The sequence below is a fragment of the Sphaerisporangium sp. NPDC051017 genome, from assembly GCF_040683095.1.
Lineage (GTDB): Bacteria > Actinomycetota > Actinomycetes > Streptosporangiales > Streptosporangiaceae > Sphaerisporangium.
Genome location: NZ_JBFBCI010000004.1, coordinates 164980 through 189702, shown reverse-complemented (window position 1 = coordinate 189702; position 24723 = coordinate 164980). Strand labels below are relative to the sequence as shown.

At 70.2% G+C, this 24723-nt stretch carries 27 protein-coding genes; 20 read left to right on the top strand and 7 right to left on the bottom strand.

Annotated elements, in window-relative coordinates:
* Positions 1 to 4 precede the first annotated feature (4 nt).
* The 19 genes from AB0M95_RS06195 (at position 5) to AB0M95_RS06105 (ending at position 17683) form a co-directional block, all read left to right on the top strand.
* Positions 5 to 649, top strand: coding sequence for a response regulator transcription factor (locus AB0M95_RS06195; RefSeq protein ID WP_358516548.1), 645 nt, complete (start codon positions 5 to 7; stop codon positions 647 to 649).
* 424 nt (positions 650 to 1073) lie between these two features.
* Positions 1074 to 1292 carry a 50S ribosomal protein L31 gene (gene rpmE / locus AB0M95_RS06190; RefSeq protein ID WP_358515878.1) on the top strand — a complete coding sequence of 73 codons (219 nt, stop codon included), beginning with the start codon at positions 1074 to 1076 and terminating at the stop codon, positions 1290 to 1292.
* Positions 1293 to 1422: 130 nt separating this feature from the next.
* Positions 1423 to 2475, top strand: a complete 1053-nt coding sequence (prfA, locus tag AB0M95_RS06185; protein WP_358515875.1) for a peptide chain release factor 1 — start codon at positions 1423 to 1425, stop codon at positions 2473 to 2475.
* 60 nt (positions 2476 to 2535) lie between these two features.
* Positions 2536 to 3390: a peptide chain release factor N(5)-glutamine methyltransferase gene (gene prmC / locus AB0M95_RS06180; RefSeq protein ID WP_363760203.1), complete on the top strand. Its 855-nt coding sequence runs from the start codon at positions 2536 to 2538 to the stop codon at positions 3388 to 3390.
* A gap of 60 nt (positions 3391 to 3450) precedes the next feature.
* The gene (locus AB0M95_RS06175; RefSeq protein ID WP_363760200.1) at positions 3451 to 4374 is read left to right on the top strand and encodes an L-threonylcarbamoyladenylate synthase; all 924 of its coding nucleotides are present in this window, start codon (positions 3451 to 3453) and stop codon (positions 4372 to 4374) included.
* 213 nt (positions 4375 to 4587) lie between these two features.
* Positions 4588 to 6174, top strand: coding sequence for a hypothetical protein (locus AB0M95_RS06170; protein WP_363760197.1), 1587 nt, complete (start codon positions 4588 to 4590; stop codon positions 6172 to 6174).
* Positions 6175 to 6207: 33 nt separating this feature from the next.
* Positions 6208 to 6591, top strand: coding sequence for a hypothetical protein (locus AB0M95_RS06165; protein WP_358515864.1), 384 nt, complete (start codon positions 6208 to 6210; stop codon positions 6589 to 6591).
* A gap of 215 nt (positions 6592 to 6806) precedes the next feature.
* Entirely contained in the window at positions 6807 to 8117 is a 1311-nt protein-coding gene (gene glyA, locus AB0M95_RS06160) for a serine hydroxymethyltransferase (RefSeq protein WP_363760194.1), read from the top strand.
* Between the two features lie 60 nt (positions 8118 to 8177).
* Positions 8178 to 9431, top strand: a complete 1254-nt coding sequence (locus AB0M95_RS06155; RefSeq protein ID WP_363760191.1) for an MraY family glycosyltransferase — start codon at positions 8178 to 8180, stop codon at positions 9429 to 9431.
* Between the two features lie 138 nt (positions 9432 to 9569).
* Complete coding sequence (locus AB0M95_RS06150) at positions 9570 to 10001, top strand: hypothetical protein (RefSeq protein ID WP_363760188.1); 432 nt, start codon at positions 9570 to 9572, stop codon at positions 9999 to 10001.
* Positions 10002 to 10290: 289 nt separating this feature from the next.
* Entirely contained in the window at positions 10291 to 11082 is a 792-nt protein-coding gene (gene atpB / locus AB0M95_RS06145) for a F0F1 ATP synthase subunit A (RefSeq protein ID WP_363760185.1), read from the top strand.
* 77 nt (positions 11083 to 11159) lie between these two features.
* Complete coding sequence (gene atpE / locus AB0M95_RS06140) at positions 11160 to 11393, top strand: ATP synthase F0 subunit C (RefSeq protein ID WP_363760182.1); 234 nt, start codon at positions 11160 to 11162, stop codon at positions 11391 to 11393.
* 30 nt (positions 11394 to 11423) lie between these two features.
* Positions 11424 to 11963, top strand: coding sequence for a F0F1 ATP synthase subunit B (locus AB0M95_RS06135; RefSeq protein ID WP_363760179.1), 540 nt, complete (start codon positions 11424 to 11426; stop codon positions 11961 to 11963).
* Positions 11963 to 12772 carry a F0F1 ATP synthase subunit delta gene (locus AB0M95_RS06130; protein ID WP_363760176.1) on the top strand — a complete coding sequence of 270 codons (810 nt, stop codon included), beginning with the start codon at positions 11963 to 11965 and terminating at the stop codon, positions 12770 to 12772. The genes AB0M95_RS06135 and AB0M95_RS06130 overlap by 1 nt, the downstream gene beginning before the upstream one ends.
* Before the next feature lie 40 nt (positions 12773 to 12812).
* A complete protein-coding gene (gene atpA, locus AB0M95_RS06125) occupies positions 12813 to 14465 on the top strand; it encodes a F0F1 ATP synthase subunit alpha (protein WP_363760173.1) in 1653 nt (550 codons plus the stop codon).
* Between the two features lie 3 nt (positions 14466 to 14468).
* Positions 14469 to 15371 (top strand): F0F1 ATP synthase subunit gamma, encoded by a 903-nt coding sequence (locus AB0M95_RS06120; RefSeq protein ID WP_363760170.1) that lies wholly within the window; start codon positions 14469 to 14471, stop codon positions 15369 to 15371.
* A gap of 9 nt (positions 15372 to 15380) precedes the next feature.
* Positions 15381 to 16808 (top strand): F0F1 ATP synthase subunit beta, encoded by a 1428-nt coding sequence (gene atpD, locus AB0M95_RS06115; RefSeq protein ID WP_363760167.1) that lies wholly within the window; start codon positions 15381 to 15383, stop codon positions 16806 to 16808.
* 52 nt (positions 16809 to 16860) lie between these two features.
* A complete protein-coding gene (locus AB0M95_RS06110; RefSeq protein ID WP_358515834.1) occupies positions 16861 to 17262 on the top strand; it encodes a F0F1 ATP synthase subunit epsilon in 402 nt (133 codons plus the stop codon).
* Between the two features lie 13 nt (positions 17263 to 17275).
* On the top strand, positions 17276 to 17683 hold the full coding sequence (locus AB0M95_RS06105; RefSeq protein WP_363760164.1) for a DUF2550 domain-containing protein: 408 nt from the start codon (positions 17276 to 17278) through the stop codon (positions 17681 to 17683).
* Between the two features lie 82 nt (positions 17684 to 17765).
* On the opposite strand, the gene AB0M95_RS06100 is transcribed toward AB0M95_RS06105, so the two are convergent.
* Positions 17766 to 18356, bottom strand: a complete 591-nt coding sequence (locus AB0M95_RS06100) for a cob(I)yrinic acid a,c-diamide adenosyltransferase (protein WP_363760161.1) — start codon at positions 18354 to 18356, stop codon at positions 17766 to 17768.
* A gap of 126 nt (positions 18357 to 18482) precedes the next feature.
* Between AB0M95_RS06100 and AB0M95_RS06095 the strand changes: the two genes are divergently transcribed.
* A complete protein-coding gene (locus AB0M95_RS06095) occupies positions 18483 to 18809 on the top strand; it encodes an STAS domain-containing protein (protein ID WP_358515826.1) in 327 nt (108 codons plus the stop codon).
* A 33-nt stretch (positions 18810 to 18842) separates the two neighbouring features.
* Here AB0M95_RS06095 and AB0M95_RS06090 read toward each other — a convergent pair whose 3' ends face one another.
* From AB0M95_RS06090 to AB0M95_RS06065, 6 genes are all read right to left on the bottom strand, one after another.
* Positions 18843 to 19448, bottom strand: a complete 606-nt coding sequence (locus tag AB0M95_RS06090) for a TetR/AcrR family transcriptional regulator (protein ID WP_363760158.1) — start codon at positions 19446 to 19448, stop codon at positions 18843 to 18845.
* Between the two features lie 79 nt (positions 19449 to 19527).
* Complete coding sequence (locus AB0M95_RS06085) at positions 19528 to 21015, bottom strand: aldehyde dehydrogenase family protein (protein ID WP_363760155.1); 1488 nt, start codon at positions 21013 to 21015, stop codon at positions 19528 to 19530.
* A gap of 160 nt (positions 21016 to 21175) precedes the next feature.
* Positions 21176 to 21793: a response regulator transcription factor gene (locus AB0M95_RS06080; RefSeq protein WP_363760152.1), complete on the bottom strand. Its 618-nt coding sequence runs from the start codon at positions 21791 to 21793 to the stop codon at positions 21176 to 21178.
* The gene (locus AB0M95_RS06075; protein ID WP_363760149.1) at positions 21790 to 22992 is read right to left on the bottom strand and encodes a sensor histidine kinase; all 1203 of its coding nucleotides are present in this window, start codon (positions 22990 to 22992) and stop codon (positions 21790 to 21792) included. Before AB0M95_RS06075 ends, AB0M95_RS06080 begins: the two co-directional genes overlap by 4 nt.
* The gene (locus tag AB0M95_RS06070) at positions 22989 to 23843 is read right to left on the bottom strand and encodes an ABC transporter permease (RefSeq protein WP_363760146.1); all 855 of its coding nucleotides are present in this window, start codon (positions 23841 to 23843) and stop codon (positions 22989 to 22991) included. The genes AB0M95_RS06075 and AB0M95_RS06070 overlap by 4 nt, the downstream gene beginning before the upstream one ends.
* A complete protein-coding gene (locus tag AB0M95_RS06065) occupies positions 23840 to 24700 on the bottom strand; it encodes an ABC transporter ATP-binding protein (protein WP_363760143.1) in 861 nt (286 codons plus the stop codon). Before AB0M95_RS06065 ends, AB0M95_RS06070 begins: the two co-directional genes overlap by 4 nt.
* Between the last annotated feature and the right edge of the window lie 23 nt (positions 24701 to 24723).

The following is a 24723-nucleotide window of genomic DNA, read 5'->3' as shown; positions in this document are numbered from 1 at the left end:
CGCGATGCGGGTCGTGATCGCGGAGGACTCCGTCCTGCTGCGGGAGGGCCTGGTCAGGCTGCTCGCCGACGGTGGCATCGACACCGTCGCCACCGCCGGGGACGGCCCGGGGCTCGTCGAGGCGGTGCGCGCGCACGAGCCCGATCTCGCGGTGGTCGACGTGCGCATGCCGCCGAGCCACACCGACGAGGGCCTGCGCGCGGCGATCTCCGCGCGCGCCCTGCTACCCGGCCTGCCGGTGCTCGTGCTGTCGCAGTACGTCGAGGAGCGCTACGCGACCGAACTGATCGGGCGCGGCGCGGCGGCCGTGGGCTACCTGCTCAAGGAACGGGTCGCCGACGTCGCCGAGTTCCTCGACGCCGTGCGCCGGGTGGCCGCCGGGGGTACGGTGATCGACCCCGAGGTGGTCGTGCAGTTGCTGAGCCGCCGCCGGGGGCAGCCGATCGAGTCGCTGACCGGCCGCGAGTCAGAGGTGCTCGCGCTCATGGCCGAGGGGCGGTCGAACAACGCGATCGCCGGACGCCTCGGGGTCACCGAGGGGGCGGTCGAGAAGCACATCTCCGGCATCTTCGGCAAACTGGGGCTGGACCCCACGCCGGACGACCACCGCAGGGTCCTGGCCGTGCTGGCCTACCTCGGCCGTCTCTGAGGCGTTCCCGCCGCCCTGGTCCGGGTCGTGCGAGCCGGGCGAACCGGATAAAGCCAGTCGAACGCGGCTCCTGTCCGCGTGCCTTGCTCTGCCCGTCGCGTCGGCCGCGCTGTCCGTCTCGTTGCCGTTTCGCCTGAGCTTGTGGCTCCCCCAGGGCGTGTTCCTGCCAGGAATCGCGGTCACAGCCCGCCTTTTCCCGGAATGAGGCCCTTTAGCACTCAATTTCCGTAGTCATAGCACCGTGTCGGATGGCCGGTCCCGGGCGGGCGAGAGGGGCGCGGGAATGGACGATGGCCTGGCGCGGTTACAGGATCTGGCACACTGGTAGCCGACCCATGGCGGTTCCGGTTCCCGCCCGCCCGCGCGTCACTCCGACCGCGAGAGATGAAGGCGACCCGGCGACCGCGCCCCAGAGAGGACTGAGATGAAGCCTGACATCCACCCGCAGTACGGTCTCACCCAGGTGACCTGTAGCTGCGGCAGCAGCTTCACCACCCGCAGCACGGCCAAGAACGGCGTCATCCACGCCGACGTGTGCTCGGCCTGCCACCCGTTCTACACGGGCAAGCAGAAGATCCTGGACACCGGCGGCCGCGTGGCGCGCTTCGAGAAGCGTTTCGGCAAGAAGCCCGCGAGCAAGTAGCCCGCAAGCAGCGCCGGCCCGGAAACGCCCCCCTGTTCGCGGGGCGTGCCCGGGTCGGCGTTCTTGATGATGGCCCCGGTTTCCGCCACGGGTTTCCGCCACAAGCCAAGCACGAAAGAAGGGACGCACGGTGCACCTGGAGGAGTTGCTCGCCGAGTACGCCGAGCTGGAGCTCAAGCTCGCCGACCCCGCGGTGCACGCCGACCAGAACCAGGCGCGGACCCTTGGCAAGCGGTACGCCCAGCTGACGCCGATCGTCTCCGCCTACCGCGAGCTGGACGGCGTCCGCGACGATCTGGGGGCCGCCCGGGAACTCGCCACCGAGGACGCCGCCTTCGCCGACGAGGTGGCCGAGCTCGAAAGCCGCATCCCGCCGCTGGAGGAGCGGCTCAAGCACCTGCTCATCCCCCGCGATCCCAACGATGACAAGGACATCATCATGGAGATCAAGGCGGGCGAGGGCGGCGAGGAGTCCGCGCTGTTCGCCGGCGACCTGCTGCGCATGTACCTGCGGTACGCCGAGCGGGTGGGCTGGAAGACCGAGATCATCGACGCGCAGCACTCCGATCTCGGCGGCTACAAGGACGTGACGGTCGCCGTGAAGGGCAAGGGCGCCGACGGCGTCTGGTCGCGGCTGAAGTTCGAGGGCGGCGTCCACCGCGTGCAGCGCGTGCCGGTCACCGAGTCCCAGGGCCGCATCCACACGTCGGCGGCGGGCGTCCTGGTCTATCCCGAGGCCGAGGAGGTCGACGTCCAGATCGACCCCAACGACCTGCGCATCGACGTGTTCCGCAGCTCCGGCCCCGGCGGCCAGAGCGTCAACACGACCGACTCCGCCGTGCGCATCACCCACGTGCCCACCGGCGTCGTCGTCTCCTGCCAGAACGAGAAGAGCCAGCTCCAGAACAAGGAGTCGGCGCTGCGCATCCTGCGCGCCCGGCTGCTGTCGATCGCCCAGGAGCAGGCCGACGCCGCCGCCTCGGCCGAGCGCAAGTCCCAGGTCCGTACGGTCGACCGGTCCGAGCGCGTGCGCACCTACAATTTCCCGGAGAACCGCATCTCGGACCACCGCGTAGGGTTCAAGGCGTACAACCTCGACCAGGTGCTCGACGGAGATCTCTCCGCCGTCATCCAGGCCCTCACGGACGCCGAGATGGCGGAGAAGCTCGCCGCCCATGCGTGACCCTGAGATGACCTTGGTGCCCGCCGTCCACTCGTAACGAGACAAATCACGAAAACGCCCATGACCTTGCTGATGGACGAGATAGCGCTCGCCACCGCCCGGCTCGCCGAGGCGGGTGTCCCCTCACCGCGAACCGACGCTGAGGAGATCGCGGCGTTCGTCCACGGCGTGCGGCGTGGCCAGCTTCACACCGTGCGCGACGCCGACTTCGACGCCCTGTTCTGGGAGGGCGTCGCCCGGCGCGAGGCCCGCGAGCCGCTCCAGCACATCACCGGGCGCGCCTACTTCCGCTACCTCTCCCTGGAGGTCGGGCCCGGCGTCTTCGTCCCGAGACCCGAGACCGAGGTGGTCGCCGGGTGGGCGATCGACCGGCTCCACGAGATGGACGTCGCCTCGCCCGTCGTGGTCGACCTCGGCACCGGCTCCGGCGCCATCGCCCTGTCGATCGCCCAGGAGGTCTCGCTCTCGCAGGTCCACGCCGTCGAGGTCGACCCGTTGGCGTACGGCTGGGCCAAGCGCAACATCGTCGAGCACGGCCAGGGCCGCGTCTCCCTCCACCCCGAAGACCTCGCCGACTGCCTGCCCGAGTTGAACGGCCGCGTCGACCTGGTGATCTCCAACCCGCCCTACATCCCGCCGGGGGCGGTGCCGCGCGACCCCGAGGTGCGCGACTACGACCCCTCCCGCGCGCTGTACGGTTCCGGTGAGGACGGGCTGGACGAGGTCCGCGCCGTCGAGCGCACCGCGAGGCGGCTCCTGCGGCCCGGCGGCCTGGTCGCCGTCGAGCACGCCGACCAGCAGGGGTCGTCGGTGTACCTGGAGTTCACCGAGGAGCGCGGCTGGCGCGACACCCGCGACCACACCGACCTCGCCGGGCGTGACCGATTCGTGACGGCCCGTTACGGCCAGGAATGAGGGCACATGCATCGGTGCCCCTGGCATGACGGTGCGGCCCACGTGGAAGGATGACGACTCGTGATCCGACGTTATAACTGTTCGAACAGCGAGGAGCGCGCGACCGGGCTCGCCGACGCGGCGGCCGCGATCCGCGCGGGCGAGCTGGTCGTGATACCGACCGACACCGTCTACGGCATCGGCGCCGACGCCTTCACGCCCTCGGCGGTGGCGGAACTGCTGGAGGCCAAGGGCCGGGGCAGGGACATGCCCGTTCCCGTCCTGGTGGGTACCGTACGGGCGGCCACCGCCCTGATCGATGACCTCGGCGCCTACGGGCAGGATCTGATCGACGCGTTCTGGCCCGGGCCGCTGACGCTGGTCTGCCGGGCGAGCCGGTCCCTCACCTGGGACCTCGGCGACTCCAAGGGGACGGTCGCGGTCCGCATGCCGCTGCACTCGCTCGCGCTCGAGCTGCTCAAGGAGACCGGTCCGATGGCGGTGAGCAGTGCGAACCGCTCCGGCGCGCCGCCCGCGACCACCGCGGCCGACGCCGAGGCCCAGCTCGGCGAGTCGGTCGGCGTCTACCTGGACGGCGGGTCCTGCACGGATGAGATTCCGTCCACGATCGTCGACCTCACCACGCCCGTGCCCCGCGTGCTGCGCAAGGGCGCCGTGCCGGTCGAGAAGCTGCGCGCGATCGTCGGGTACATCGCCACCGACGGCGAGCCCGAGGTCGACACCCGCCGCCCTCTGCCCGGCGCCGAGGCAGAGAAGCCGGAGGACGCGCAGGCCGAGGTCAAGCCGGTTGAGGAGAAGCCGGCCGAGGTCAAGGCGGCCGAGGGGAAGCCGGCTGAGGGGAAGCCGGTCGAGGAGCCGAAGCCCGTCGAGACGGTCGCCGAGGAGCCGAAGCCGGTGACCGCGACCGCGGAGGAGCCGAAGCCGGCAGGCAAGCCGGTGGACAAGCCCGTCGAGCAGGCAAAGAAGGCGGACGGCGAGGCCTGAGCCGGGTGCGGGCGGGCCGCCCCCGCGACAGCGCGTGACCGTGATTCATGCCCTGTGGCTATCGATGGGTGGTCCGGCTCGCCGTGGACAGTACCGTGAACCGCGTCCGCGCTCTTGAGCGACGGGCCGTGGCGGGGGAGCATGGCTGCGGGCAGGGTGAAAGCCCTGCCACAGAGCGACCGGCGGAGCGCGACCACGAGCAGGGAGGCGCCCATGGGCAAGCTGAACGGCATGGACCCCAAGCTGGTCCGCGAGCTGCTGGCCGAGGTCGGGCAGGCCGGCAATCAGATGCGCACGGTCGAGTCCCGCATCACCCAGCTCACGAGCGCGGCGGGCCTGGCCGTCCCGGCGACCCACCGGCCCGCGCAGGTCGCCGACGCCGGGGACACACTGGTCAAGGACGTCAACGCGCGCCTCGTGCTGCTGGAGAAGAAAGAAAAGCAGAACGAGGGGCCGGCCGCTCCCAAGACCATGAAGCAGACGGCTGCGGACAAGAAGGACGACGGCGACAAGGCTGATAAGGGCGACAAGGCCGACAAGGGCGACCGGAACGGCGCTCCCACGTCAGAGTCGCAGACCAAGGACAAGCCGAAGGCCCACCCGCCCGCCGACAAGACCGACAAGCACGACGCGCCGAAGGACGACAAGCCCGACAAGGACACCAAGCCGCACGATCGGGACAAGCACTCGGCGGACCCGTCCCCGAAGGCCGACAAGGACGACACGCCCAAAGACCACAAGGACGCGCCCAAGGAGCACAAGGAGCACAAGGACGACGGGCCCAAGGGCGACAAGGACGCGCCGAAGGGGGAGAGGCGGGACGACCCCAAGGTCGAGAAGCAGGACCCGCCGAAGAACGACCAGACGCACAAGGTCGAGCCGCCGCGCTCCGACGGGCAGGACGCTCCCCGCGCGGACAAACCGACCACTCACGAGGCGCCCAAGCACGAGGCGCCCACGCACGAGAAGAACGACGCCCCCAGGCACGACCCGGCCCCCAGGCACGAGCCCGCGCCCAAGCACGATCCGGCTCCCACGGACAAGGGCGACCCCGCGCCCAAGCATGACCCGGCGCCCAAGCATGACGCGGCGCCGAAGGCCGATCATGCCCCGAAGGCCGAGCCGGTTCCCAAGGCCGACCAGCCGCAGTACGTCGACCCGACGGCGACGCAGGGCGGCGGGGGCGACGGCCGGCTGGACACCCCGAGGCCCGACAACGCCAACGACATCGACACCAGCCAGGAACGCACGCGGGTGGTGAACGTCGACGGCGTCCGGGTGGTCGAGGTCACCATGAAGCCGCCCAGCGCCGAGCACCTCGACTGGCTGTCGCAGAACATGGACAAGATCCCTCCCATGGAGCAGCCGGTGGTCGTCCCTCCGGACGGCGCGCAGCCGGGGCATCCCCACTCCGACGGCCCAGTGGGCTACGCCCAGCCCGGCGACCCGTCCGGCGCGGCCAAGCCGTCGGCGCCCCTGCCGCCCGACCCGGGCGCCCAGCCGTCCGATACCGGCGCCCAGCCGTCCGGCTCCGGCGGCCAGGCGCCCGACCAGCCCGTGGGCGCGCCTCAGGGCGCCGTCCAGGCGGGAGGACAGGTGCAGTCGGGTGTCTACATGCCCCCGGACTCCGCGCCCCGGCTCGGCGATCTCAGCGCCTCACAGTCCCCATTCGCCTCGCCCGCCGATCCATACACTGGCGACCCGTTCACCGACCCCGCCTACGACGGCGACGCGACCGAAGACCGGGGCCCGAGCCACGCCGCCTCCGACGGCTCCCGCTCTTCGTCGTCCGCCGGCTAAGTCGTCCGCCAGCTGAAGGAGTGGTGTTCCGACATGTACGCGGATCCGCCCGCGCCGAGGCCGCTGCAGCCCGGGGAGATGCCGCCCGCGTCGGCGTCGCCCGATCCGTTCAGCCCGGACGGGCACGCGACGAGCTGGCGCTTCAACCCCGAGTACCAGAAGCTCGTCGATCTCTGGCAGCAGGCCCAGCCGCTGCTGGAGAGCCTCACCGGCTCGCTGGACAAGGCGTACCAGATGGCGCGGAGCCGCGATGTCTGGGACGCGCCGGTCGCCGAGCGGTACGTGCAGGACATGGGTGAGTGGCGCACGCGCCTCGGCATGTACCGGCAGGCCGTGCTGACCGCGATCAGCGACCAGGCGGCGGACACCCCCCGCTGGGTCCCGGTCTCCTCCTCGGCCCCGCACGCCTACAGCTGAGACGGCTGAGAAACCGATACGGCTGATACCCGTACGGCCCGCCGCACACGCCGGGCCGTACGGGCGGTGCACGCCTGGAAGCCGTCCGGGAGCGCCCTGAGCAGGTCCGGCATGGTGTGCGCGGGCGGGCCCGCCCGCGCCGGGGCATACAGTGGGGAAATCGGCGGTCCTTTGCCACGCGCGTCGCGGCGCGAGGAGGGGATGGTGATCGAGCCATGCGGGCGAAAGGGCGAGACCACGGACGACGGCCCGGCGACGCGCCCCCGGGCGAGGGTGTCTTCTACGGCCCCGACTTCTCCGAGCTGCTGCGCCGTGACCCCGAGATCGCGCTGGTGCTGCTGGACGAGCTGGAACGCCAGCGCGCCGGCCTGCAGCTCATCGCCAGTGAGAACTTCACCTCGCCCGCGGTGATGACGGCGCTCGGCTCGACGCTGACCAACAAGTACGCCGAGGGCTACCCGGGCAGGCGCTACTACGGCGGCTGCGAGGTGGTCGACCGCGCGGAACAGCTGGCGATCGACCGCGCCAGGGCGCTCTTCGGCGCCGACCACGCCAACGTCCAGCCGCATTCGGGCGCCTCCGCGAACCTCGCCGCCTACGCGGCGCTGCTCCAGCCGGGCGACACGGTTCTGGCCATGGCGCTCTCGCACGGAGGTCACCTGACGCACGGCTCGAAGGTCAACTTCTCGGGACGCTGGTTCGACGTGGTGGCGTACGGGGTGCGGCGCGACACCGAGACGATCGACTACGACGAGGTGCGCGACCTGGCGCTGCGCCACCAGCCCAAGCTGATCATCTGCGGCGCGACGGCGTACCCGAGGCTCATCGACTTCGCCGTGTTCCGGGGCATCGCCGACGAGGTCGGAGCGTGGCTGCTCGCCGACGTCGCGCACACGATCGGGCTGGTGGCGGGCGGCGTGATCCCGTCGCCGGTGCCGTACGCCGACGTGGTGACGTTCACGACGCACAAGGCGCTGCGCGGTCCGAGGGGCGGGGCGATCCTGTGCACCGACGAGATCGCCTCGCGCGTCGACCGCGCGGTGTTCCCGTTCACGCAGGGAGGGCCGCTGATGCACGCGGTCGCGGCCAAGGCCGTGGCGTTCGGCGAGGCGTCCCGCCCGGATTTCGGCGCGTACGCCGGGCAGGTGGTGGCCAACGCGCGGGCGCTGGCGGACGGGCTGGCGGCGGAGGGGATGCGCCCGGTCTCCGGCGGCACCGACACGCATCTGACGCTCATCGACCTGCGCGACCTCGGCGTCTCGGGGGCCGAGGCCGAGGACGCGTGCGCCCGCGCGGGGATCACCCTGAACCGCAACACGATCCCGTACGACCCCGAGCCGCCCACGGTGACCTCGGGCATCCGTCTGGGCACGCCGTGCGTGACGACGCAGGGCATGGGCGTGCCGGAGATGAAGGAGATCGCGTCGATGGTGGCGCAAGCGGTGGGGGATCCAGGTGCGATAACGTCGGTGGCCGAGCGGGTGACGCGGCTCACACGTGGTCACCCGGCATATCCGCGGGGTTAATGTGCAGTTCTGTGCAGTTTTCCGGTCACAGATGACCGGACAATCCGGGAAACTAGGTACGTGCGCGAATACACACTCATAGCGCTGGTGGCGGCCGCGGTTACCTACCTGCTGGTCCCCCTGGTCAGGGTCTTCGCGCTCCGCATCGGCGCCGCGCCCGAGATCCGCGAGCGCGACGTGCACACCGTCCGGACCCCTCGCCTCGGCGGCCTGGCGATGTACGCGGGAATGCTGGCGGGGCTGTTCGTCGCCACCCGCCTCGAGCACATCGGGGCCACGCTCGCCTCGCCCAAGATGGGCGAGGGGCAGACGGTGACAGCCCTGGCCCTCGCGGGCGGCGTCATCGTGATCACCGGGTTCCTGGACGACTGGTGGGGCATGGACGCCCTGGTCAAGCTGGGGGGGCAGATCGCCGCGGCCGGGCTGCTGGTGGTCTTCAAGCTCACGCTGCTGTGGGTCCCGCTGCCCAACGGGAACACGGTGAGCCTCGACAGCACGCTGCAGACGATCATCACGATCCTCGTGGTGGTGGTCGCCATCAACGCGGTCAACTTCGTGGACGGCTTGGACGGCCTGGCCGCCGGCATCGTCTGCATCGCCGCGATGGCGACGTTCGCGTGGACGATCGCGCTGACCGACAGCCTCGATCAGGGCCGCCTGAGCGTCACGGCGGCCATCACGGCGATCCTCATCGGCATGTGCCTGGGCTTCCTGCCGCACAACTTCCATCCCGCCAAGATCTTCATGGGCGACACCGGCGCGATGCTCATCGGCCTGGTGCTGGCGACGTCGGTGGTCACGGTGACCGGCACGGTCGACTACCAGGGCGCCGCGGACATCAACCGGTTCCCCCTCGTCCTGCCGATCCTGCTGCCCCTCGCGGTGATGGTCCTCCCGCTGGCCGACCTGGTCATGGCGGTCGTCCGGCGCACGTCGTACGGGAAGTCGCCGTTCGCGCCCGACCGCGGCCACCTGCACCATCGCCTGCTGCACATCGGCCACTCGCACCGCCGCACGGTGCTGATCATGTACGCGTGGACGTTCCTGTTCGCCGCCGCCGTCGTCGGCCTCTCGGTGGGCGGCGTGCCGCTGTTCGTGTTCCCCGCGGTCGTGGTGTTCGCCCTCGCCGTGCTGATGCTCATGGGCCTGCCGCTGTGGCGCTCGGGCCGGGGCGGGCGCGGGGGAGGCGCGCGCGCGACCCGGCGCGGCCCCGGTCCGACCTCCGGCCCGGTCTCGGCGGGCCCCTCCACGCCGGAGGCGTCCGCGGCCGACGATTCCGCGCACTCCTCGCCCGCCACCGCGACGACCGGCTGACACATTCGTTCACCTGCCCGAAAGCCCAGGTAAAGGCGCTCCTTCATGAGCTTGTGATACCTTTCACTAGCAAGGGCGGGCAACGCCCGCCCCGCGAGGTAGCAATCGCTCGCTTGACAACTGTTCTTTGGAGCACCGATGCAGGCCAACGACCTCCAGATTCTCCGGGCGGCCGCGTTCCCCACGGGGGTGGCCGGGCTTGTCGCCGTCGCCGTCGCGGCGTTCGCCGACGGTGCCAAGGGAGCCCTGGGCGCCGGCATCGGCGTGCTGGTCGTCGCGGCCTTCTTCACCATCAGCCTCGTCGCCGTCACCTACGCCGCGCGCATCTCGCCGACGATGATGATGGCCGCGGCGCTGGGCACGTTCCTGCTGAAGATCCTGGCCCTGGTCGTGACGCTGGAGGCCTTCCAGGACGCCACCGTGTGGACTCCCGGGGCGTTCGGCCTGACCGTCATCGCGTGCACCGTCATCTGGACCATCGGCGAGGCGCGCGGCTTCCTGAAACTTCGCATCCTCTACGTCGACCCCACCGCCAAGGTGCCGGGCCAGATCGGGGAGAAGCGGACGTGACGCGTCGCGTACCGACGGTCTCCGTGAGTTTGCTCTACACTCGCCTTGGCAGACGGGGTGAGACACGTCATCGTCAGGTGCCTGGGGCGCGCGCCTCACGCGGCTGGCTCGATATGACTAGTCAGGGCCACGCCTGCTATTGTCGCGTGCGCGGCAGGGGAACGTTCGCCTGTGCCATTGAGTCCTGGCCTCCTCGCCCTCTTCACACTTCTTCTCCGGTCGGCCTCTCCGAGGTACGCCGACCGGAGGACCTGCTGACGACCGATCATCACGACGAAGGGAACGACGAGTGAGCGCCACGCTGACGCCTCTCGCCTCCGATGAGTTCCAGGCTCCGGGGCTAGGCATTTTCGACTGGCCACCGCTCGTCGACGATGTGGCCTGGTTCAACAAGCCGGCCCTGCTGGCCTTCACCGCCTCCATCCTGGTCGTGGTGTTCGCCTTCATCGCCTTCTCGCGGCCGAAACTCGTGCCGAGGGGCGTGCAGAACGTCGGCGAGCTCGCCTACGACTTCGTCCGCGACCAGATCGCCCGGCCGAACCTCGGCAAGGACAGCGACCGCTGGATGCCGTTGCTGTTCACCATGTTCCTGTTCGTCTGGATCATGAACCTGTTCGGCTCGGTCGTCTTCATCCAGTTCCCCGTCATGGCGCGCATCGGCTACCCCGCGGTCCTCTCGATCGGCGTGTGGCTGCTCGTCATGTACCTGGGCATCAAGCACCAGGGGCCGATCGGCTTCTTCAAGAACGTGATGTTCCCTCCCGGCCTCCCGGGCTGGATCTACGTGCTGGTCGCCCCCATCGAGCTGATCTCGACCTTCTTCCTGCGCCACATCACCCACGCGGTGCGGCTCTTCGCCACCATGATGGCGGGCCACCTCATCGTGGCGCTGTTCTCCGAGGTCGGCTGGCACTTCCTCGCGGTGCAGATCACGCCGCTCGGCGCCCCGCTCGGCGTGCTCGGGGTCGCGATGACGATCCTGCTCACCGCCTTCGAGCTGTTCATCCAGGCGCTGCAGGCCTACGTGTTCGCGCTGCTGACGGCCATGTTCATCAACGACGCGGTTCACCCCGCGCACTGATAACGCACTGAAAAATCTTCCACCTCGCCCGAAACCCCGGTGGACGTCCCACTGGTCGATAGAAAAGGAAACTAAGCATGTCTAGTGGTCTGCTCGCCGAAGTGACCGGCAACCTTGGTTCCATCGGCTACGGCCTCGCCGCGATCGGCCCCGGCATCGGCATCGGCATCATCTTCGGCCAGGGCGTGCAGGCCATCGCCCGCCAGCCGGAGGCCTACGGCTTGATCCGTCAGAACATGATCCTGGGCTTCGTCTTCGCCGAGGCGCTCGCTCTGATCGGTATCGCGCTCGCGTTCGCCTTCCGGGCCTGACGCGACCCTCCCCGGCGGAAGGTGGCAATTGTGTATCTGCTAGCGGCAGAAGAAGCGACGAACCCTCTCCTCCCCGATATGGCGGAGATGGCCATCGGCGGGATCTCCTTCCTGATCGTCCTGTTCTTCGTCGGCCGTCTGTTGGTCCCGCGTATCCAGAAGACCCTGGAGATGCGGACCGAGGCCATCGAAGGCGGCCTGAAGAGGGCAGAGGAGGCCCAGGCCACGGCGCAGCGCACCCTCGAGGAGTACCGCGCCAAGCTCGAAGAGGCCCGTCACGACGCCGCCCGCCTGCGGGAAGAGGCCCGTGAGCAGGCCGCGCAGATCAAGGCCGAGCTCCGTGAGGAGGCCCAGGCCGAGGCCCGGCGCCTCATCGAAGCCGCGCACGCGCAGATCGAGGCCGACCGCCAGCAGGCGTTCGCCCAGTTGCGCGGTGAGATCGGCCGCCTGGCGACCGATCTGGCCGGCCGTATCGTGGGCGAGTCGCTGGAGGACGAGGTCCGCCAGAGCCGCGTCGTGGACCGGTTCCTCGCCGAGCTCGAGTCCGCGGACGGGGCGGCGGTGCGCTGATGAGAGGCCTGAGCCGTAGCTCGTTCGCCGAGGTCGAAGAGCGCTTCAACGCGGTGGCCGGGACGGCGGACCTCGCCCGCGTGGCCGATGACCTGCTCGCGGTCGCCGTCCTGCTGGACCGCGAGCACGGGCTTCGCCGCAACCTGGCCGACCCCGCGCGTTCCGCGGAGCAGAAGGCCGAGGTCGTGCGGGCGCTGCTGAGCGGCAAGATCGACGACGCCGCTCTGGAGACGGTCGTCATGGCCGTCTCGGTCAAGTGGTCGAAGTCCGGAGACCTCTCCGACGCGCTGGAGCGGCTCAGCGTCATCGCCTCGGTCGCCGAGGCCGAGTCCCAGGGCAGGCTCGACGACGTGGAGGACGAGCTCTTCCGCTTCGGCCGCATCGTCGAGGCCAACCCCGAGCTGCGCCACGCCCTCGCCGACCCGGCCCTCCCCGCGGACGCCAAGCGCGCCCTGCTCGGCGACCTCCTCGTCCGCAGGGTCGCCCCGGCCACCCTGCGGCTGGTGACGCAGCTTGCGCTGTACCCCAGAGGACGTAGCTTGGAACGAGGGCTGGATGAGTACATCCAGCTCGTGGCGGAGCAGCGACAGCAACTTGTCGCCGTGGTGCGCAGCGCGGTTCCGCTGACCGACGGGCAGAGGCAGCGCCTCGCCGCCTGGTTGCGCACCACGTACGGTCGCGACGTCCACCTGAACGTCGAGGTGGACCCGCGGGTGATCGGTGGATTCTCGGTCCGGCTGGGCGACGAGATGATCGACACCACGATCGCAGGACGTATTGAAGATGTCCGCCGCCGGTTGGCCGGCTAGGAGAGTCAGGGCGGCCGATGATTAGGGAGACTGAAGAGAGATGGCGGAGCTGACGATCCGGCCGGACGAGATCCGGAACGCGCTTGAGCGCTTCGTCCAGGCCTACGAGCCGGAAGGGGCGGCCCGGGAGGAGATCGGGACCGTCGTCGATGCCGGCGACGGCATCGCCCACATCTCCGGCCTTCCCTCGGCGATGGCGAACGAACTGCTTGAGTTCGAGGACGGCACGCGTGGCCTGGCACTGAACCTGGACGTCCGGGAGATCGGTGCCGTTATCCTGGGCGACTTCAGCGGCATCGAAGAGGGCCAGTCGGTACGCCGGACGGGCGAGGTCCTGTCCGCCCCGGTCGGCGACGCCTTCCTCGGCCGCGTCGTCGACTCGCTGGGCAACCCGCTCGACGGCAAGGGCCCGATCGAGGCCGAGGCGCGCCGGCCCCTGGAGCTCCAGGCGCCGTCGGTGGTCCAGCGCCAGCCGGTGAAGGAGCCGCTGCAGACCGGCATCAAGGCGATCGACGCCATGACGCCGATCGGCCGCGGCCAGCGCCAGCTGATCATCGGCGACCGCGGCACCGGCAAGACCGCGATCGCCGTGGACACGATCCTCAACCAGCGCGAGAACTGGGCCAGCGGCGACCCGAGCAAGCAGGTCCGCTGCGTCTACGTCGCGGTCGGCCAGAAGGGCTCGACGATCGCGCAGGTCCGCGGGCGCCTCGAAGAGGCCGGCGCCATGGAGTACACCACCATCGTCGCCGCCCCGGCCTCCGACGCCGCCGGGTTCAAGTACATCGCCCCGTACACCGGTTCGGCCATCGGCCAGCACTGGATGTACCAGGGCAAGCACGTGCTCATCGTCTTCGACGACCTGAGCAAGCAGGCCGACGCCTACCGCGCCGTGTCCCTGCTGCTGCGCCGCCCGCCGGGCCGTGAGGCGTTCCCCGGCGACGTCTTCTACTTGCACTCGCGCCTGCTGGAGCGCTGCGCCAAGCTCTCCGACGCCATGGGCGCCGGCTCGATGACCGGTCTGCCGATCATCGAGACCAAGGGCAACGACGTCTCGGCGTTCATCCCGACCAACGTCATCTCCATCACCGACGGCCAGTGCTTCCTGGAGACCGACCTGTTCAACGCCGGCGTCCGCCCGGCGATCAACGTCGGTGTCTCGGTCTCCCGCGTCGGTGGCTCGGCGCAGATCAAGGCGATGCGCAAGGTCGCCGGAACGCTCCGCCTGTCGCTGTCGCAGTACCGCGACCTGGAGGCCTTCGCGGCCTTCGCCTCCGACCTGGACGCGGCCTCCCGCGCCCAGCTGGAGCGCGGCGCCCGCCTGGTCGAGCTGCTCAAGCAGCCGCAGTACCACCCGTACGCGGTCGAGCGCGAGGTCGTCTCCGTGTGGGCCGGCACCAGCGGCGAGCTCGACGACGTCCCGCTCGAGGACATCGCGCGCTTCGAGGCCGAGTTCCTGGACTACCTGACGACCAAGTACAAGGGCGTCCTCGACGGCATCCGTGAGACGCGCGAGCTGAACGACGACGCGATCACGACGCTCAAGGAGGCGATCACGGAATTCAAGAAGACGTTCCAGACCTCCTCCGGCACGCTGCTCGTGAACGACGAGCCGGTCAACCCGCTCCAGGCGGACGAGGTCGGCCAGGAGAAGATCGTGAAGCACGTCCGCCCGACGGCCGAGAAGAAGTAGCCGATGGGTGCCCAGCTAAGACTGCTGCGGCGGCGGATCCGTTCGGTCAAGTCCACTGCGAAGATCACCCGCGCGCAGGAGCTCATCGCCTCGTCCCGCATCATCAAGGCGCAGCAGCGCATGGAGGCGGCGGTTCCGTACGAGCGTGAGATCACGCGCGCGGTGTCGGCCGTCCTCAGCAACTCGGCCGACATCGACCACCCGCTGACCGTCGCCAAGGAACGGCCCACCGCGGCGGGCGTCCTGATCGTCACCAGCGACCGCGGCTTCGCCGGCGGCTTCAACGCCAACGTGCTGCGCGAGGCCGAGGCGCTGGCCGGTCACCTGCGGGGACGCGGCTTGGAGCCCAAGCCGTTCGTTGTCGGGCGCAAGGGCATCACCTGGCACCGGTTCCGCGACCGGCAGATGAGCGGCGAGTGGTCCGGGTTCTCCGACAACCCGCTGTACGCGCACGCCAAGGAGATCGCCGACGCGCTGGTGACGGCGTTCGAGGACGAGAACGGCATCGACGAGATCCACATCGTCTACACCGAGTTCGTCTCGATGCTCACCCAGCAGGTCCAGGTGAAGCGCATCCTTCCGCTGGAGGTCGAGGAGACCACCGAGCAGCCCCCCGAAGGCCCGCTGCCGTACTACGAGTTCGAGCCGACCGCCGGTGAGGTGCTGAACCAGCTCCTGCCGCGCTACATCGAGTCGCGCATCTTCAACGCGCTGCTCCAGTCGGCCGCCTCCGAGCACGCCTCGCGTCGCCGCGCGATGAAGTCGGCGACCGACAACGCCAACGAGCTCATCCGCGTGTTCACGCAGCGGATGAACCAGGCGCGGCAGGCCGAGATCACCCAGGAAATCAGCGAGATCGTCGGCGGCGCCAACGCGCTCGCCGACGCCTCCGCGGGGAAAGAGTGAGAAACCACAATGACTGCTGAGACCGTCGCGACCGCCGTAGGTCGCGTGGCCCGCGTCACGGGTCCCGTCGTCGACGTGGAGTTCCCCGTCGAGGCGATGCCGGACATCTACAACGCTCTCACCACCGAGGTCACCATCGGCGGCGAGACCAAGACGCTGACCCTGGAGGTCGCCCAGCACCTCGGCGACAACCTGGTCCGCGCCATCTCCATGCAGCCCACCGACGGCGTCGTCCGCGGCGTCGTCGTCAACGACACCGGCGCCCCCATCTCGGTGCCGGTCGGCCAGGTCGTCAAGGGCCACGTGTGGAACACCCTCGGCGAGGCCCTGGACACGCCCACCGCCTCGCTCCAGATCAACGAGCGCTGGGGCATCCACCGCCAGTCCCCGCCGTTCGACCAGCTCGAGTCGCGCACCGAGATGCTGCCCACAGGCATCAAGGTCATCGACCTGCTCACCCCGTACGTCAAGGGTGGCAAGATCGGCCTGTTCGGCGGCGCGGGCGTCGGCAAGACCGTCCTCATCCAGGAGATGATCCGCCGGGTCGCGCTGAAGTTCTCCGGCACGTCGGTGTTCGCCGGCGTCGGCGAGCGCACCCGTGAGGGCAACGACCTCTGGCTGGAGATGGAGGAGGCCGACGTCCTCAAGGACACCGCGCTGGTGTTCGGCCAGATGGACGAGCCTCCGGGCACCCGTCTGCGTGTCGCGCTCTCCGCGCTCACCATGGCCGAGTACTTCCGCGACGTCGAGAAGCAGGACGTTCTGCTCTTCATCGACAACATCTTCCGCTTCACCCAGGCGGGCTCGGAGGTCTCCACCCTGCTCGGCCGTATGCCGTCCGCGGTGGGTTACCAGCCCACCCTGGCCGACGAGATGGGCGTCCTCCAGGAGCGCATCACCTCGACCCGCGGTCACTCGATCACCTCCATGCAGGCGATCTACGTCCCCGCGGACGACATCACCGACCCGGCCCCGCACAACGCGTTCGCGCACCTCGACGCGCAGACCGTTCTGTCCCGGCCGATCTCGGAGAAGGGCATCTACCCCGCGGTGGACCCGCTCGACTCCAGCTCCCGCATCCTCGACCCCACGATCGTGGGCGAGGAGCACTACCGGGTGGCTCAGGAGACCAAGCGGATCCTCCAGAAGTACCGCGAGCTCCAGGACATCATCGCCATCCTGGGCATCGACGAGCTCTCGGAAGAGGACAAGGTCGTCGTCCAGCGGGCCCGCCGCATCGAGCGCTTCCTGTCCCACCCGATGTACGCCGCCGAGGCGTTCACCGGCCAGCCGGGAGAGTTCGTCGACGTGGAGGAGACGATCCGCTCCTTCAAGGGCCTGTGCGAGGGCGAGTACGACCACCTTCCCGAGCAGGCGTTCTTCATGGTCGGCGGCATCGACCAGGCCATCGCCAAGGCGAAGGAACTGGCCCGCTGACGACGGGGTGCCGGTACGGCCCTGCCGTACCGGCATCCGAGGAAGGTGTGTGATGGCAAAGCTCCGCATCGGCGTCGTTTCGCCGGAACGTGAGATCTGGTCGGGCGAGGCAGACATGGTGATTGCCAAGACCGTGGACGGCGAGATCGGTATTATGCCGAATCACGCCCCCGTTCTCGGCGTCCTCGTGGAGGGCGGCGTCCTGCGCATCAAGCGAAGCGACGGCGGGGACGTGGTCGCGGCCGTCCACGGCGGGTTCATCTCCGTGGCCAACAACGATGTGTCGGTTCTGGCCGAGACGGCCGAGCTCGGCTCCGAGGTGGACGTCGCGGCGGCCCGGGACGCGCTCCAGCGGGCGCTCTCGTCGGTCGACGCCGGCGGCGAGGACACCGAGGCGCAGATCGAGGCCAAGCGTGCCAGGGCCCGCCTGCGCGCGGCCGGCGAAGAGGTTTGACAGTTATACGGACATGAGCTTCGGGGGGGCGACCATGGCGGCGCTGGAGATTTTGATAAGCGTTGCGGTGGTCGCCGCCTTGCTCGTCCTTCGTGGCATACTGCTCGCCCGATCCCGGGGCAACGTCGTATGTAGCCTGCGTACGAGTAACCGGGCCTGGAGAAGCGGAGTGGCCCGCTATGCGGGCGGAGAGCTCCACTGGATCCCATTTCTTGGACTGCGACTGAGGCCGCGCCACGCTATCGCGAGGCGCGGCCTCACCGTTTCGACCCGTCGTCCCCTCACGGGCGACGACGGCCCCGCAGGCTACTGGACGGTCGACTGCGCCGGCGTCTCCCTGGCCATGAGCGAAGACGCCCTGACGGGCTTCCTGGCCTGGGTCGAAAGCGCCCCGCCCAGCGCGCACCTGGACGCCGCGTAAATCTGTGCCTATGGCCGCGCCTCCGGCACGGCGGTAAGGGGCACCTCGAACCCGCCGAGTGGAGCGAGGCCATAGGCACTGTCTAACGGGTGGCGCCGGGCTTCCAGAGGAGTTCCCGGCCGTCGGCCGCTATGCGGCAGAGGATGAAGAGCAGGTCGCTCAGGCGGTTCAGGTAGCGGGCCGTGAGCGGGTTCACGTCGTCGTGGGTCTCCAGGGCCGACCAGGTGGTGCGTTCCGCGCGGCGGACGACCGTGCGGGCCACGTGCAGGAGCGCGGTGCCCGGGTCGCCGCCCGGCAGGATGAAACTGCGCAGCGGGCGGAGCCGCTCGTTGAAGAGGTCGCACTGCGCTTCGAGCCGGTCGACGTAGGACTGCTCGACGCGCAGGGGCGGGAACTCGGGGTTCTCGGTCACGGGCGTGCAGAGGTCGGCTCCGACGTCGAACAGCTCGTTCTGGACGACGGCCAGCACCTCGACGATCTCGGCCGCGAGGTTCCCCATCGCGACGGCCACACCGATCGCGGCGTTCGCCTCCTCGACGTCCGCGTAGGCGGCGAGCCGGGGATCGGTCTTCCGGGTACGGCTCATGTCCCCGAGCGTCGTGGTGCCGTCATCGCCGATCCGCGTGTAGATCTTGGACAGCACGACAGGCTTGTCGTTGTCAGCGCGCGTCATGCCGCCAGCGTAGCCCCGCGGGCGTCCTTCAACGGTGCTCTGGGGCGCTAACGGAGGAATAGGAGAGGGATTGGTGGGCAGGGGACCTCTGCGGCCTGTGAGGGCCGTCTGACATGAGGAGGCGGCATGCCAAGCCGGTCTGGTCCGGGGTGCGCGGGGGTCCAGGTGGTCAGCGTCGGGGCGAGGCTCGATGTCGGCACGGTGGCCCGGCTGCGGCCGCGTCTGCACGAGGCGGTCGAGTCGGGGGACGGTGACATGATCGTCGATCTCTCGGGTCTGGAGATGATCGACGCCGCCGGCCTGGGGGTCCTCGTCGGGACGCATCGCCGCGCCTTGCGCGCGGAGCGCCGGCTCGTCCTTCGCGGGGTGCCGCCGCGGGTCATGAGGCTCCTCGCCATCACCCGCCTGCACCGGGTGCTCAAGGTCGAGCTCCCGGCCGCCGCCGCGGCCTGAAGGCGCGTCCCCCGGGTGCGACGGGGGTGCGCTTCAGCCGAAGGAGCGGCGGAAGATGTGGACGGCCGTGTCGATCAGGCTGTCCAGGGGAGGTTTGACGTCGGCGAGGACCCACTCGATGAGCAGTTCCTGGATCGCGCCGACGAGCGCGAGCGAGAGCAGGTGGAGGCGTTCCGGCGGCTCGCCGGGCACCTCGCCCATGGTCTCTTCGATCATCTGGGTGAAGCCGGTGACCGCGCGCTGGCGGTGCGGGGCGAGGATGTCGCCGGCCCTGCGCACCTCCAGATGCATGATCTTCGCCCGCCGCCGGTCACGGGTGACGAAGGTGATGTACTCGGCGATGCCCGCCCGGATCCTGCTGTCGGTGTCGGGGGGCGCCTCTCCGATCGCCTTGGACACCGCGAGGAGGGTCTCCTCGACGCAGCGGTCGTACACCGCCCGCATCAGATCTTCGCGCCCGGTGAAGCATTCGTAGAACGCCCGGTTGGAAATGCGAGCCGCCGCGCACAATCGTTCGATCGTGGTGGCATTGAATCCTGGTCCGGCGAACAACGCGTAAGCCGCGCTCATCAGCCGTTCCTTGCGGTCGGCTAATCGCTGCTCCGCCGTCATCCCGCGGTAGTCACGTCCGGTCGCCAAGTCCCACCTCGCGTCCTGCTGGCTCGTAGGAACCCATCATTATGGACGCAAGATCGTTTTTGGGGAAGTATCAGGACAACTAGCTCTTGCGTCGACCATGCAGAATAGTGACCATTTTCACAAGACGCTGCAGCTCCGCCGGAGTCCTGGTGAACGACGTGAGGTTCATGCCCGGAAGGGGGAATCTCTGCCGCGTTATGGACTTGGCACGCGTGAACTCGCGCAGCCCGTCCGCGCCGTGGATTCGCCCGAACCCCGAGTCGCCGACGCCGCCGAACGGCAGCGCGGGCACGCCCACGAACGAGATGACCGAGTTGATCGCCGTCATGCCGCTGAGCATCGCGCGGGCCAGTTCCATGGCCCGCCGGGTGTCGCCCGAGAAGATCGTCCCGCCGAGGCCGTAGGCGACGGCGTTGGTCTTCTCCAGCGCCTCCTCCGCCGTGGCGACCCTGGTCACCGTGATCGTCGGCCCGAAGGTCTCCTCGCGCACCGCGCTCGACTCCTCGGGCACGTCGGTGAGCACCACCGGGTCGACGTACGGCGGCCGCACGGACGCGGCGCCGCCCACCACGGCCTTGCCGCCCCGGGCCAGCGCGTCGTCGACGTGCCGCCGGATCACCTCCGTCTGGGACGGCATGGTGATGGGCCCGTAGTCCTCGCCGGTGCGCAGCGCCCCGGCGCGCTCGGTGAGCTCGCGCATGAACGCGTCGTAGACGCTCTCCACGACGTACACGCGCTCCACGCCCACGCAGGTCTGGCCGGCGTTGGACATCGCGCCCCAGAGCGCGGCGTCCGCCGCCGCGGCGAGGTCGGCGCCCTCGTCGACGATCAGCGCGTCCTTGCCGCCGCACTCGGCGACGATCGGCGTGAGGTTCGCCGCGCAGGCCGCCATGACCCGCTTGGCGGTGGCGGTCGACCCCGTGAAGGCGATCTTGCCGACGCCGGGGTCGGCGGCGAGCGCGGCCCCGGTCTCGCCGAACCCGGTGACGACCTGCAGCACCTTGTGCTCGGGGACGCTCTCGGCGAACAACTCGGCCAGCAGGACGCCGACGCCGGGGGTCAGCTCGCTGGGCTTGAACACCACGGCGTTCCCTGCGGCGAGCGCGTAGCCGATGGACCCCATGGGGGTGAACAGCGGGTAGTTCCACGGGCCGATCACGCCGACCACGCCGAGCGGCAGGTACTCCAGCGTGGCGGCCATGTTGATGCCGACCAGGCCCGGCGAGACCCGGCGCGGGCCGAGCACCCTGCGCGCGTGGCGCGCCGCCCAGTCCAGGTGGACGATCGTGATCGCCGTCTCCAGCGTCGCGTCGCCCATCGGCTTGCCGGTCTCCTGGTGGATCTTCGTGGCGACCCGCTCCAGGTTCCGCGTCAGGACGGCCTTGAAGTCCAGCAGCCGGCGCTTCCGTTCGGCGAAGCCCAGCCGGGCCCACCAGCGCGCCGCCTCGCCCGCGGCCTCGACGGCGGCCCGTACGGACGCCGCGTCATGGATCGGATGGGTGCCCACGACCGCGCCCGTGGCGGGGTCCAGCGAGTCGAAGGTGCGCTGCTCGGTGACCGTTGACATCAGGACGTCTCCCTCTCGGCGCTGGCGGCGTCGGCCGGTCCCGGGGCCTGGGTGCGCCGCCCCGTCCGGACCCGCCCGGACCCACATGGTGCACCTTTCCGGCGATCCGGGGCAACGATATGCCCGGCGGCCCGGACCGTCGCGGCGCCGCGCGTGCCCGTCACAGCAGGCCGCGGCTCAGGGCCGTCGTGACGGCGGCGGTGCGGTCGGAGACACCGAGCTTGCCGAAGATCCGCAACAGGTGGGTCTTCACCGTCGCCTCGCTGATGAACAGCGACCTGCCGATCTCGCCGTTGGTCAGGCCGCGGGCGACCAGCGCCAGCACCTCGGTCTCGCGCTTGGACAGCGACTCGGCGACGGGCGCCCGCATGCGCGTGACGAGCCGGGTGGCGACCGAGGGGGACAGCACCGTCTCGCCGCGCGCCGCGCCGAACACCGCCGCGATCAGGTCGGCCCGCGCGGTGTCCTTCAGCAGATAGCCCGCGGCCCCCGCCTCCACCGCGCGCACGATGTCCTGGTCGGTCTCGTAGGTCGTGAGGACGATCACGCGGCTCTCGGGGCGGTCGGCGAGGATGCCCGCGATGGCCGAGACGCCGTCGCCGCCGGGCATGCGCAGGTCCATGAGGATCACGTCGGGGGTCAACTCCCGCGCGCGGGCCACGGCCTCCTCGCCCGAACCGGCCTCTCCGGCCACGCCGATGCCCGGGTCGGCCTCCAGCATGCCGCGCAGGCCCTCCCGGACGACGGGGTGGTCGTCGACGATCAGCACGCGTATCACGCGGGGGTCTCCTCCTGGGGAAGCCGGACGGTGAGCTCGGTGCCCTTCCCGGGCGCGCTCGCGATCTCCAGTGTGCCTCCGGCCTGCTCGACGCGCGTGCGCATGGCCCGCAGGCCGTACCCCTGAGCCTCCGGGGCGGGCTCCGGTGTGCCCGCCCCGGGGTGGAAACCCACCCCGTCGTCCGCGACGCGCAGGACGACCTCGTGCTCGCCGTACTCCAGCGTCACGTGCGCGGAGGAGGCCGTCGCGTGCCTGCGCACGTTGGCCAGTGCCTCCTGGGCGGCCCTGATCAGCACGACCTCGGCGCCCGGGGGGAGCGGGCGCGAGGCGCCCTCGGCCGTGAAGGTGACCGGCACGCCGAGTTCCTCGCCCAGCCGCGAGGCGATCCTGCCGAGCGCCTCCTCCAGCGTGGACCCGTCCAGCGGCGCCGGGGTGAGCGCCGCGATGAGCCCGCGCGCCTCCTCCAGGTTCTCCCGTGCCGTCCGCACGGCCAGGGCCAGGTGGTGGGACGGGTCGGCCTGCGCCTCCGCCGCCTGGATCAGCATGATGATGCTCGTGAAGCCCTGGGCCAGCGTGTCGTGGATCTCCCCGGCGAGCCGCTGCCGCTCCGCCAGGGCGCCCCGCTCGCGCGAGAGCCGTTCGACCTGCGCACGGCTGGCCCGCAGCTCCTCGATCAGCTCGGCCCGCTCGGCGCTCTGGCGGATGATGCGCGACACCCACGGCCCGAACACCAGGGAGAACGCGACCGAGACGACCGAGAACGCGGCGCTCCCGATGGCTTCACCCACGCTGAGCTCGGGGCTGAGGAGGCGGACGGCCGGCAACACGTTGAGGAAGATCACGACCACCACGGCCCACCGCGAGCGCAGCATCATGAACACCTGCGGGCACAGCGCGAAGAGGGCGAACCCCGCCGCGTGGACCATCGTCGCCGCGGGGACGAACGCGGCCACGATCAGCACGCTGTAGATCACGCCTTCCCGCGGGTTGGGCTCGTCGCTCATGGTGGCGGCCCGTCCCACGACGAAGTAGGCGACGGCGCACGCCCCCAGTAAGGCGAGCGCCGTTCCCTTGGCCGCGGGGGACGGCCCGCCGTCCGTCGCCACGATGCCGGCGGTCACCACGAACACGACGAGGTAGAAGATCTCCCAGCTTCGGAAGGCCGCCCACGCGTCGCCGCGCGAGAGGCGGCTCGTCATCCGTCGCGGCGGCCCTTCCACCGGAACGTCGTCAGGCACAGGACAAGACCTCCGACTATCCACGCCCCGAGCACGAGGGCGACGCGGCCGAGCTCGTAGGACTTCGCCAGCTCCAGGGAGGCCCCCGCCTCACCCAGGAACACCGACCGGAAGCCCTGGCACATCCACCTCAACGGGAAGAACGACGCGATCCTCATCAGCCATTCGGGCAGCACCGTGAACGGGATGAAGACCCCGGAGATGAACTGGAGCACCACGAACGGCATGCTGATCACCGCGGTCGCGCTCTTGGACGATCTCGGCAGGCTGCTGACGGCGATGCCGAGCAGCGAGGACGCCGTGATGCCGAGCACGAACACCCACGCGAAGGTGATCCAGGTGCCCGGCGCGGAGGGAAGGTTCAGGTCGTACATCACGACGCCGACGGCCAGCAGGATCGCGACCTCCAGCACCGAGAGCGCCAGCACGCTGAGGATCTTGCCGACGAAGTACGCGCTGCGCGGCATGGGCGTGCCGGCGAGGCGCTTGAGCGTGCCGTCGTCCCGGTCGACCGCGATGCCGACACCGAGGTTCTGGAAGCTCGCGCTCATGACGCCCGCGCCGATCAGCCCGGCCGTGTAGAGCTGCGCGACGGTGATGTGCCCGTCGAGCTCTCCCTGGAAGATCGAACCGAAGATGACGAGCAGGATGATCGGGAACGAGAAGGTGAAGATGACCGCGTCCTTCTCGCGGAAGAACATCTTGGTCTCCACGGCCGCCCTGTTCCAGCCGCTCGCGACGACGGACGGCAGCCGGCCGATCCCGGCCCCGTCCACGGCTCCGGCGTGCGGTGACGCGACGGTCTCGGTCATTTCCGCCCCTCTTCGTCTTCGGGATTGATCAGCCGCAGGTACACGTCCTCGAGGGACGGGCGGGTCACGGTGAGCTCGGGGACCTCGCCGTCGAAGCGGGCGGTCAGGTCCAGGACCGCCGCGGTCGGCGTGTGGGTCTCGACGTGCCTGCGCCCGCCGTCCTCCAGCCAGCTCACCGTGGCCTGGGCCGACGCGCGCCCGCCCAGCGTGGCGGGGTCGCCCTCGGCGACGATGCGGCCCTTCGCGATCACCGCGACCCGGTCGGCGAGCGCCTCGGCCTCGTCGAGGTAGTGGGTGGTGAGGACGATCGTCGTGCCGTCGTCGGCGAGCCCCTTGATCAGCTCCCAGAACTGACGGCGGGCCTCGGGGTCGAAGCCGGTGGTCGGCTCGTCCAGGAACAGCAGCTCGGGGTGGCCGATCACGCCGAGCGCCACGTCGACCCGCCGCCGCTGGCCGCCGGAGAGCTGCCGCAGGCGCGTGCGGGCCTTCTCGGTCAGCCCGACCTTGGCGATCACCTCGTCGGGGTCCCTGGCGGAGGGGTACATCGCGGCGAAGTGGCGTACGGTCTCGCGGACGGTCAGCTCCGCGGTGTCGTTGGCCGTCTGCAGGACGATGCCGACGCGGCTGCGCCACAGCCGCGTCGGGTGCCGGGGGTCGATGCCGAGGACGCTGACCTCCCCGGCGTCCCGCTCGCGATATCCCTCCATGATCTCGACGGTCGTCGACTTGCCCGCGCCGTTGGGGCCGAGGATGGCGAACACCTCGCCCGTGCCGATCTCCAGGTCGATGCCGTCCACCGCGCGGACGTCGCCGTACCGCTTGGTGAGACCGCGCACGCTCACCGCTGTCTGATTCATGCCGCAATCATCCGCCCGCCGCG

Coding starts and splice junctions, on each gene's coding strand:
- AB0M95_RS06100 (WP_363760161.1), bottom strand. CDS start 18,356: ATGACGCGCGCTGACAACGACAAGCCTGTCGTGCTGTCCAAGATCTAC.
- AB0M95_RS06120 (WP_363760170.1), top strand. CDS start 14,469: ATGGGTGCCCAGCTAAGACTGCTGCGGCGGCGGATCCGTTCGGTCAAG.
- glyA (WP_363760194.1), top strand. CDS start 6,807: ATGCGGGCGAAAGGGCGAGACCACGGACGACGGCCCGGCGACGCGCCC.
- AB0M95_RS06195 (WP_358516548.1), top strand. CDS start 5: ATGCGGGTCGTGATCGCGGAGGACTCCGTCCTGCTGCGGGAGGGCCTG.
- AB0M95_RS06095 (WP_358515826.1), top strand. CDS start 18,483: ATGCCAAGCCGGTCTGGTCCGGGGTGCGCGGGGGTCCAGGTGGTCAGC.
- AB0M95_RS06170 (WP_363760197.1), top strand. CDS start 4,588: ATGGGCAAGCTGAACGGCATGGACCCCAAGCTGGTCCGCGAGCTGCTG.
- AB0M95_RS06110 (WP_358515834.1), top strand. CDS start 16,861: ATGGCAAAGCTCCGCATCGGCGTCGTTTCGCCGGAACGTGAGATCTGG.
- AB0M95_RS06165 (WP_358515864.1), top strand. CDS start 6,208: ATGTACGCGGATCCGCCCGCGCCGAGGCCGCTGCAGCCCGGGGAGATG.
- AB0M95_RS06130 (WP_363760176.1), top strand. CDS start 11,963: ATGAGAGGCCTGAGCCGTAGCTCGTTCGCCGAGGTCGAAGAGCGCTTC.
- prmC (WP_363760203.1), top strand. CDS start 2,536: ATGACCTTGCTGATGGACGAGATAGCGCTCGCCACCGCCCGGCTCGCC.
- rpmE (WP_358515878.1), top strand. CDS start 1,074: ATGAAGCCTGACATCCACCCGCAGTACGGTCTCACCCAGGTGACCTGT.
- atpD (WP_363760167.1), top strand. CDS start 15,381: ATGACTGCTGAGACCGTCGCGACCGCCGTAGGTCGCGTGGCCCGCGTC.
- AB0M95_RS06065 (WP_363760143.1), bottom strand. CDS start 24,700: ATGAATCAGACAGCGGTGAGCGTGCGCGGTCTCACCAAGCGGTACGGC.
- atpE (WP_363760182.1), top strand. CDS start 11,160: ATGTCTAGTGGTCTGCTCGCCGAAGTGACCGGCAACCTTGGTTCCATC.
- AB0M95_RS06070 (WP_363760146.1), bottom strand. CDS start 23,843: ATGACCGAGACCGTCGCGTCACCGCACGCCGGAGCCGTGGACGGGGCC.
- atpA (WP_363760173.1), top strand. CDS start 12,813: ATGGCGGAGCTGACGATCCGGCCGGACGAGATCCGGAACGCGCTTGAG.
- AB0M95_RS06075 (WP_363760149.1), bottom strand. CDS start 22,992: ATGACGAGCCGCCTCTCGCGCGGCGACGCGTGGGCGGCCTTCCGAAGC.
- AB0M95_RS06105 (WP_363760164.1), top strand. CDS start 17,276: ATGAGCTTCGGGGGGGCGACCATGGCGGCGCTGGAGATTTTGATAAGC.
- AB0M95_RS06085 (WP_363760155.1), bottom strand. CDS start 21,015: ATGTCAACGGTCACCGAGCAGCGCACCTTCGACTCGCTGGACCCCGCC.
- AB0M95_RS06150 (WP_363760188.1), top strand. CDS start 9,570: ATGCAGGCCAACGACCTCCAGATTCTCCGGGCGGCCGCGTTCCCCACG.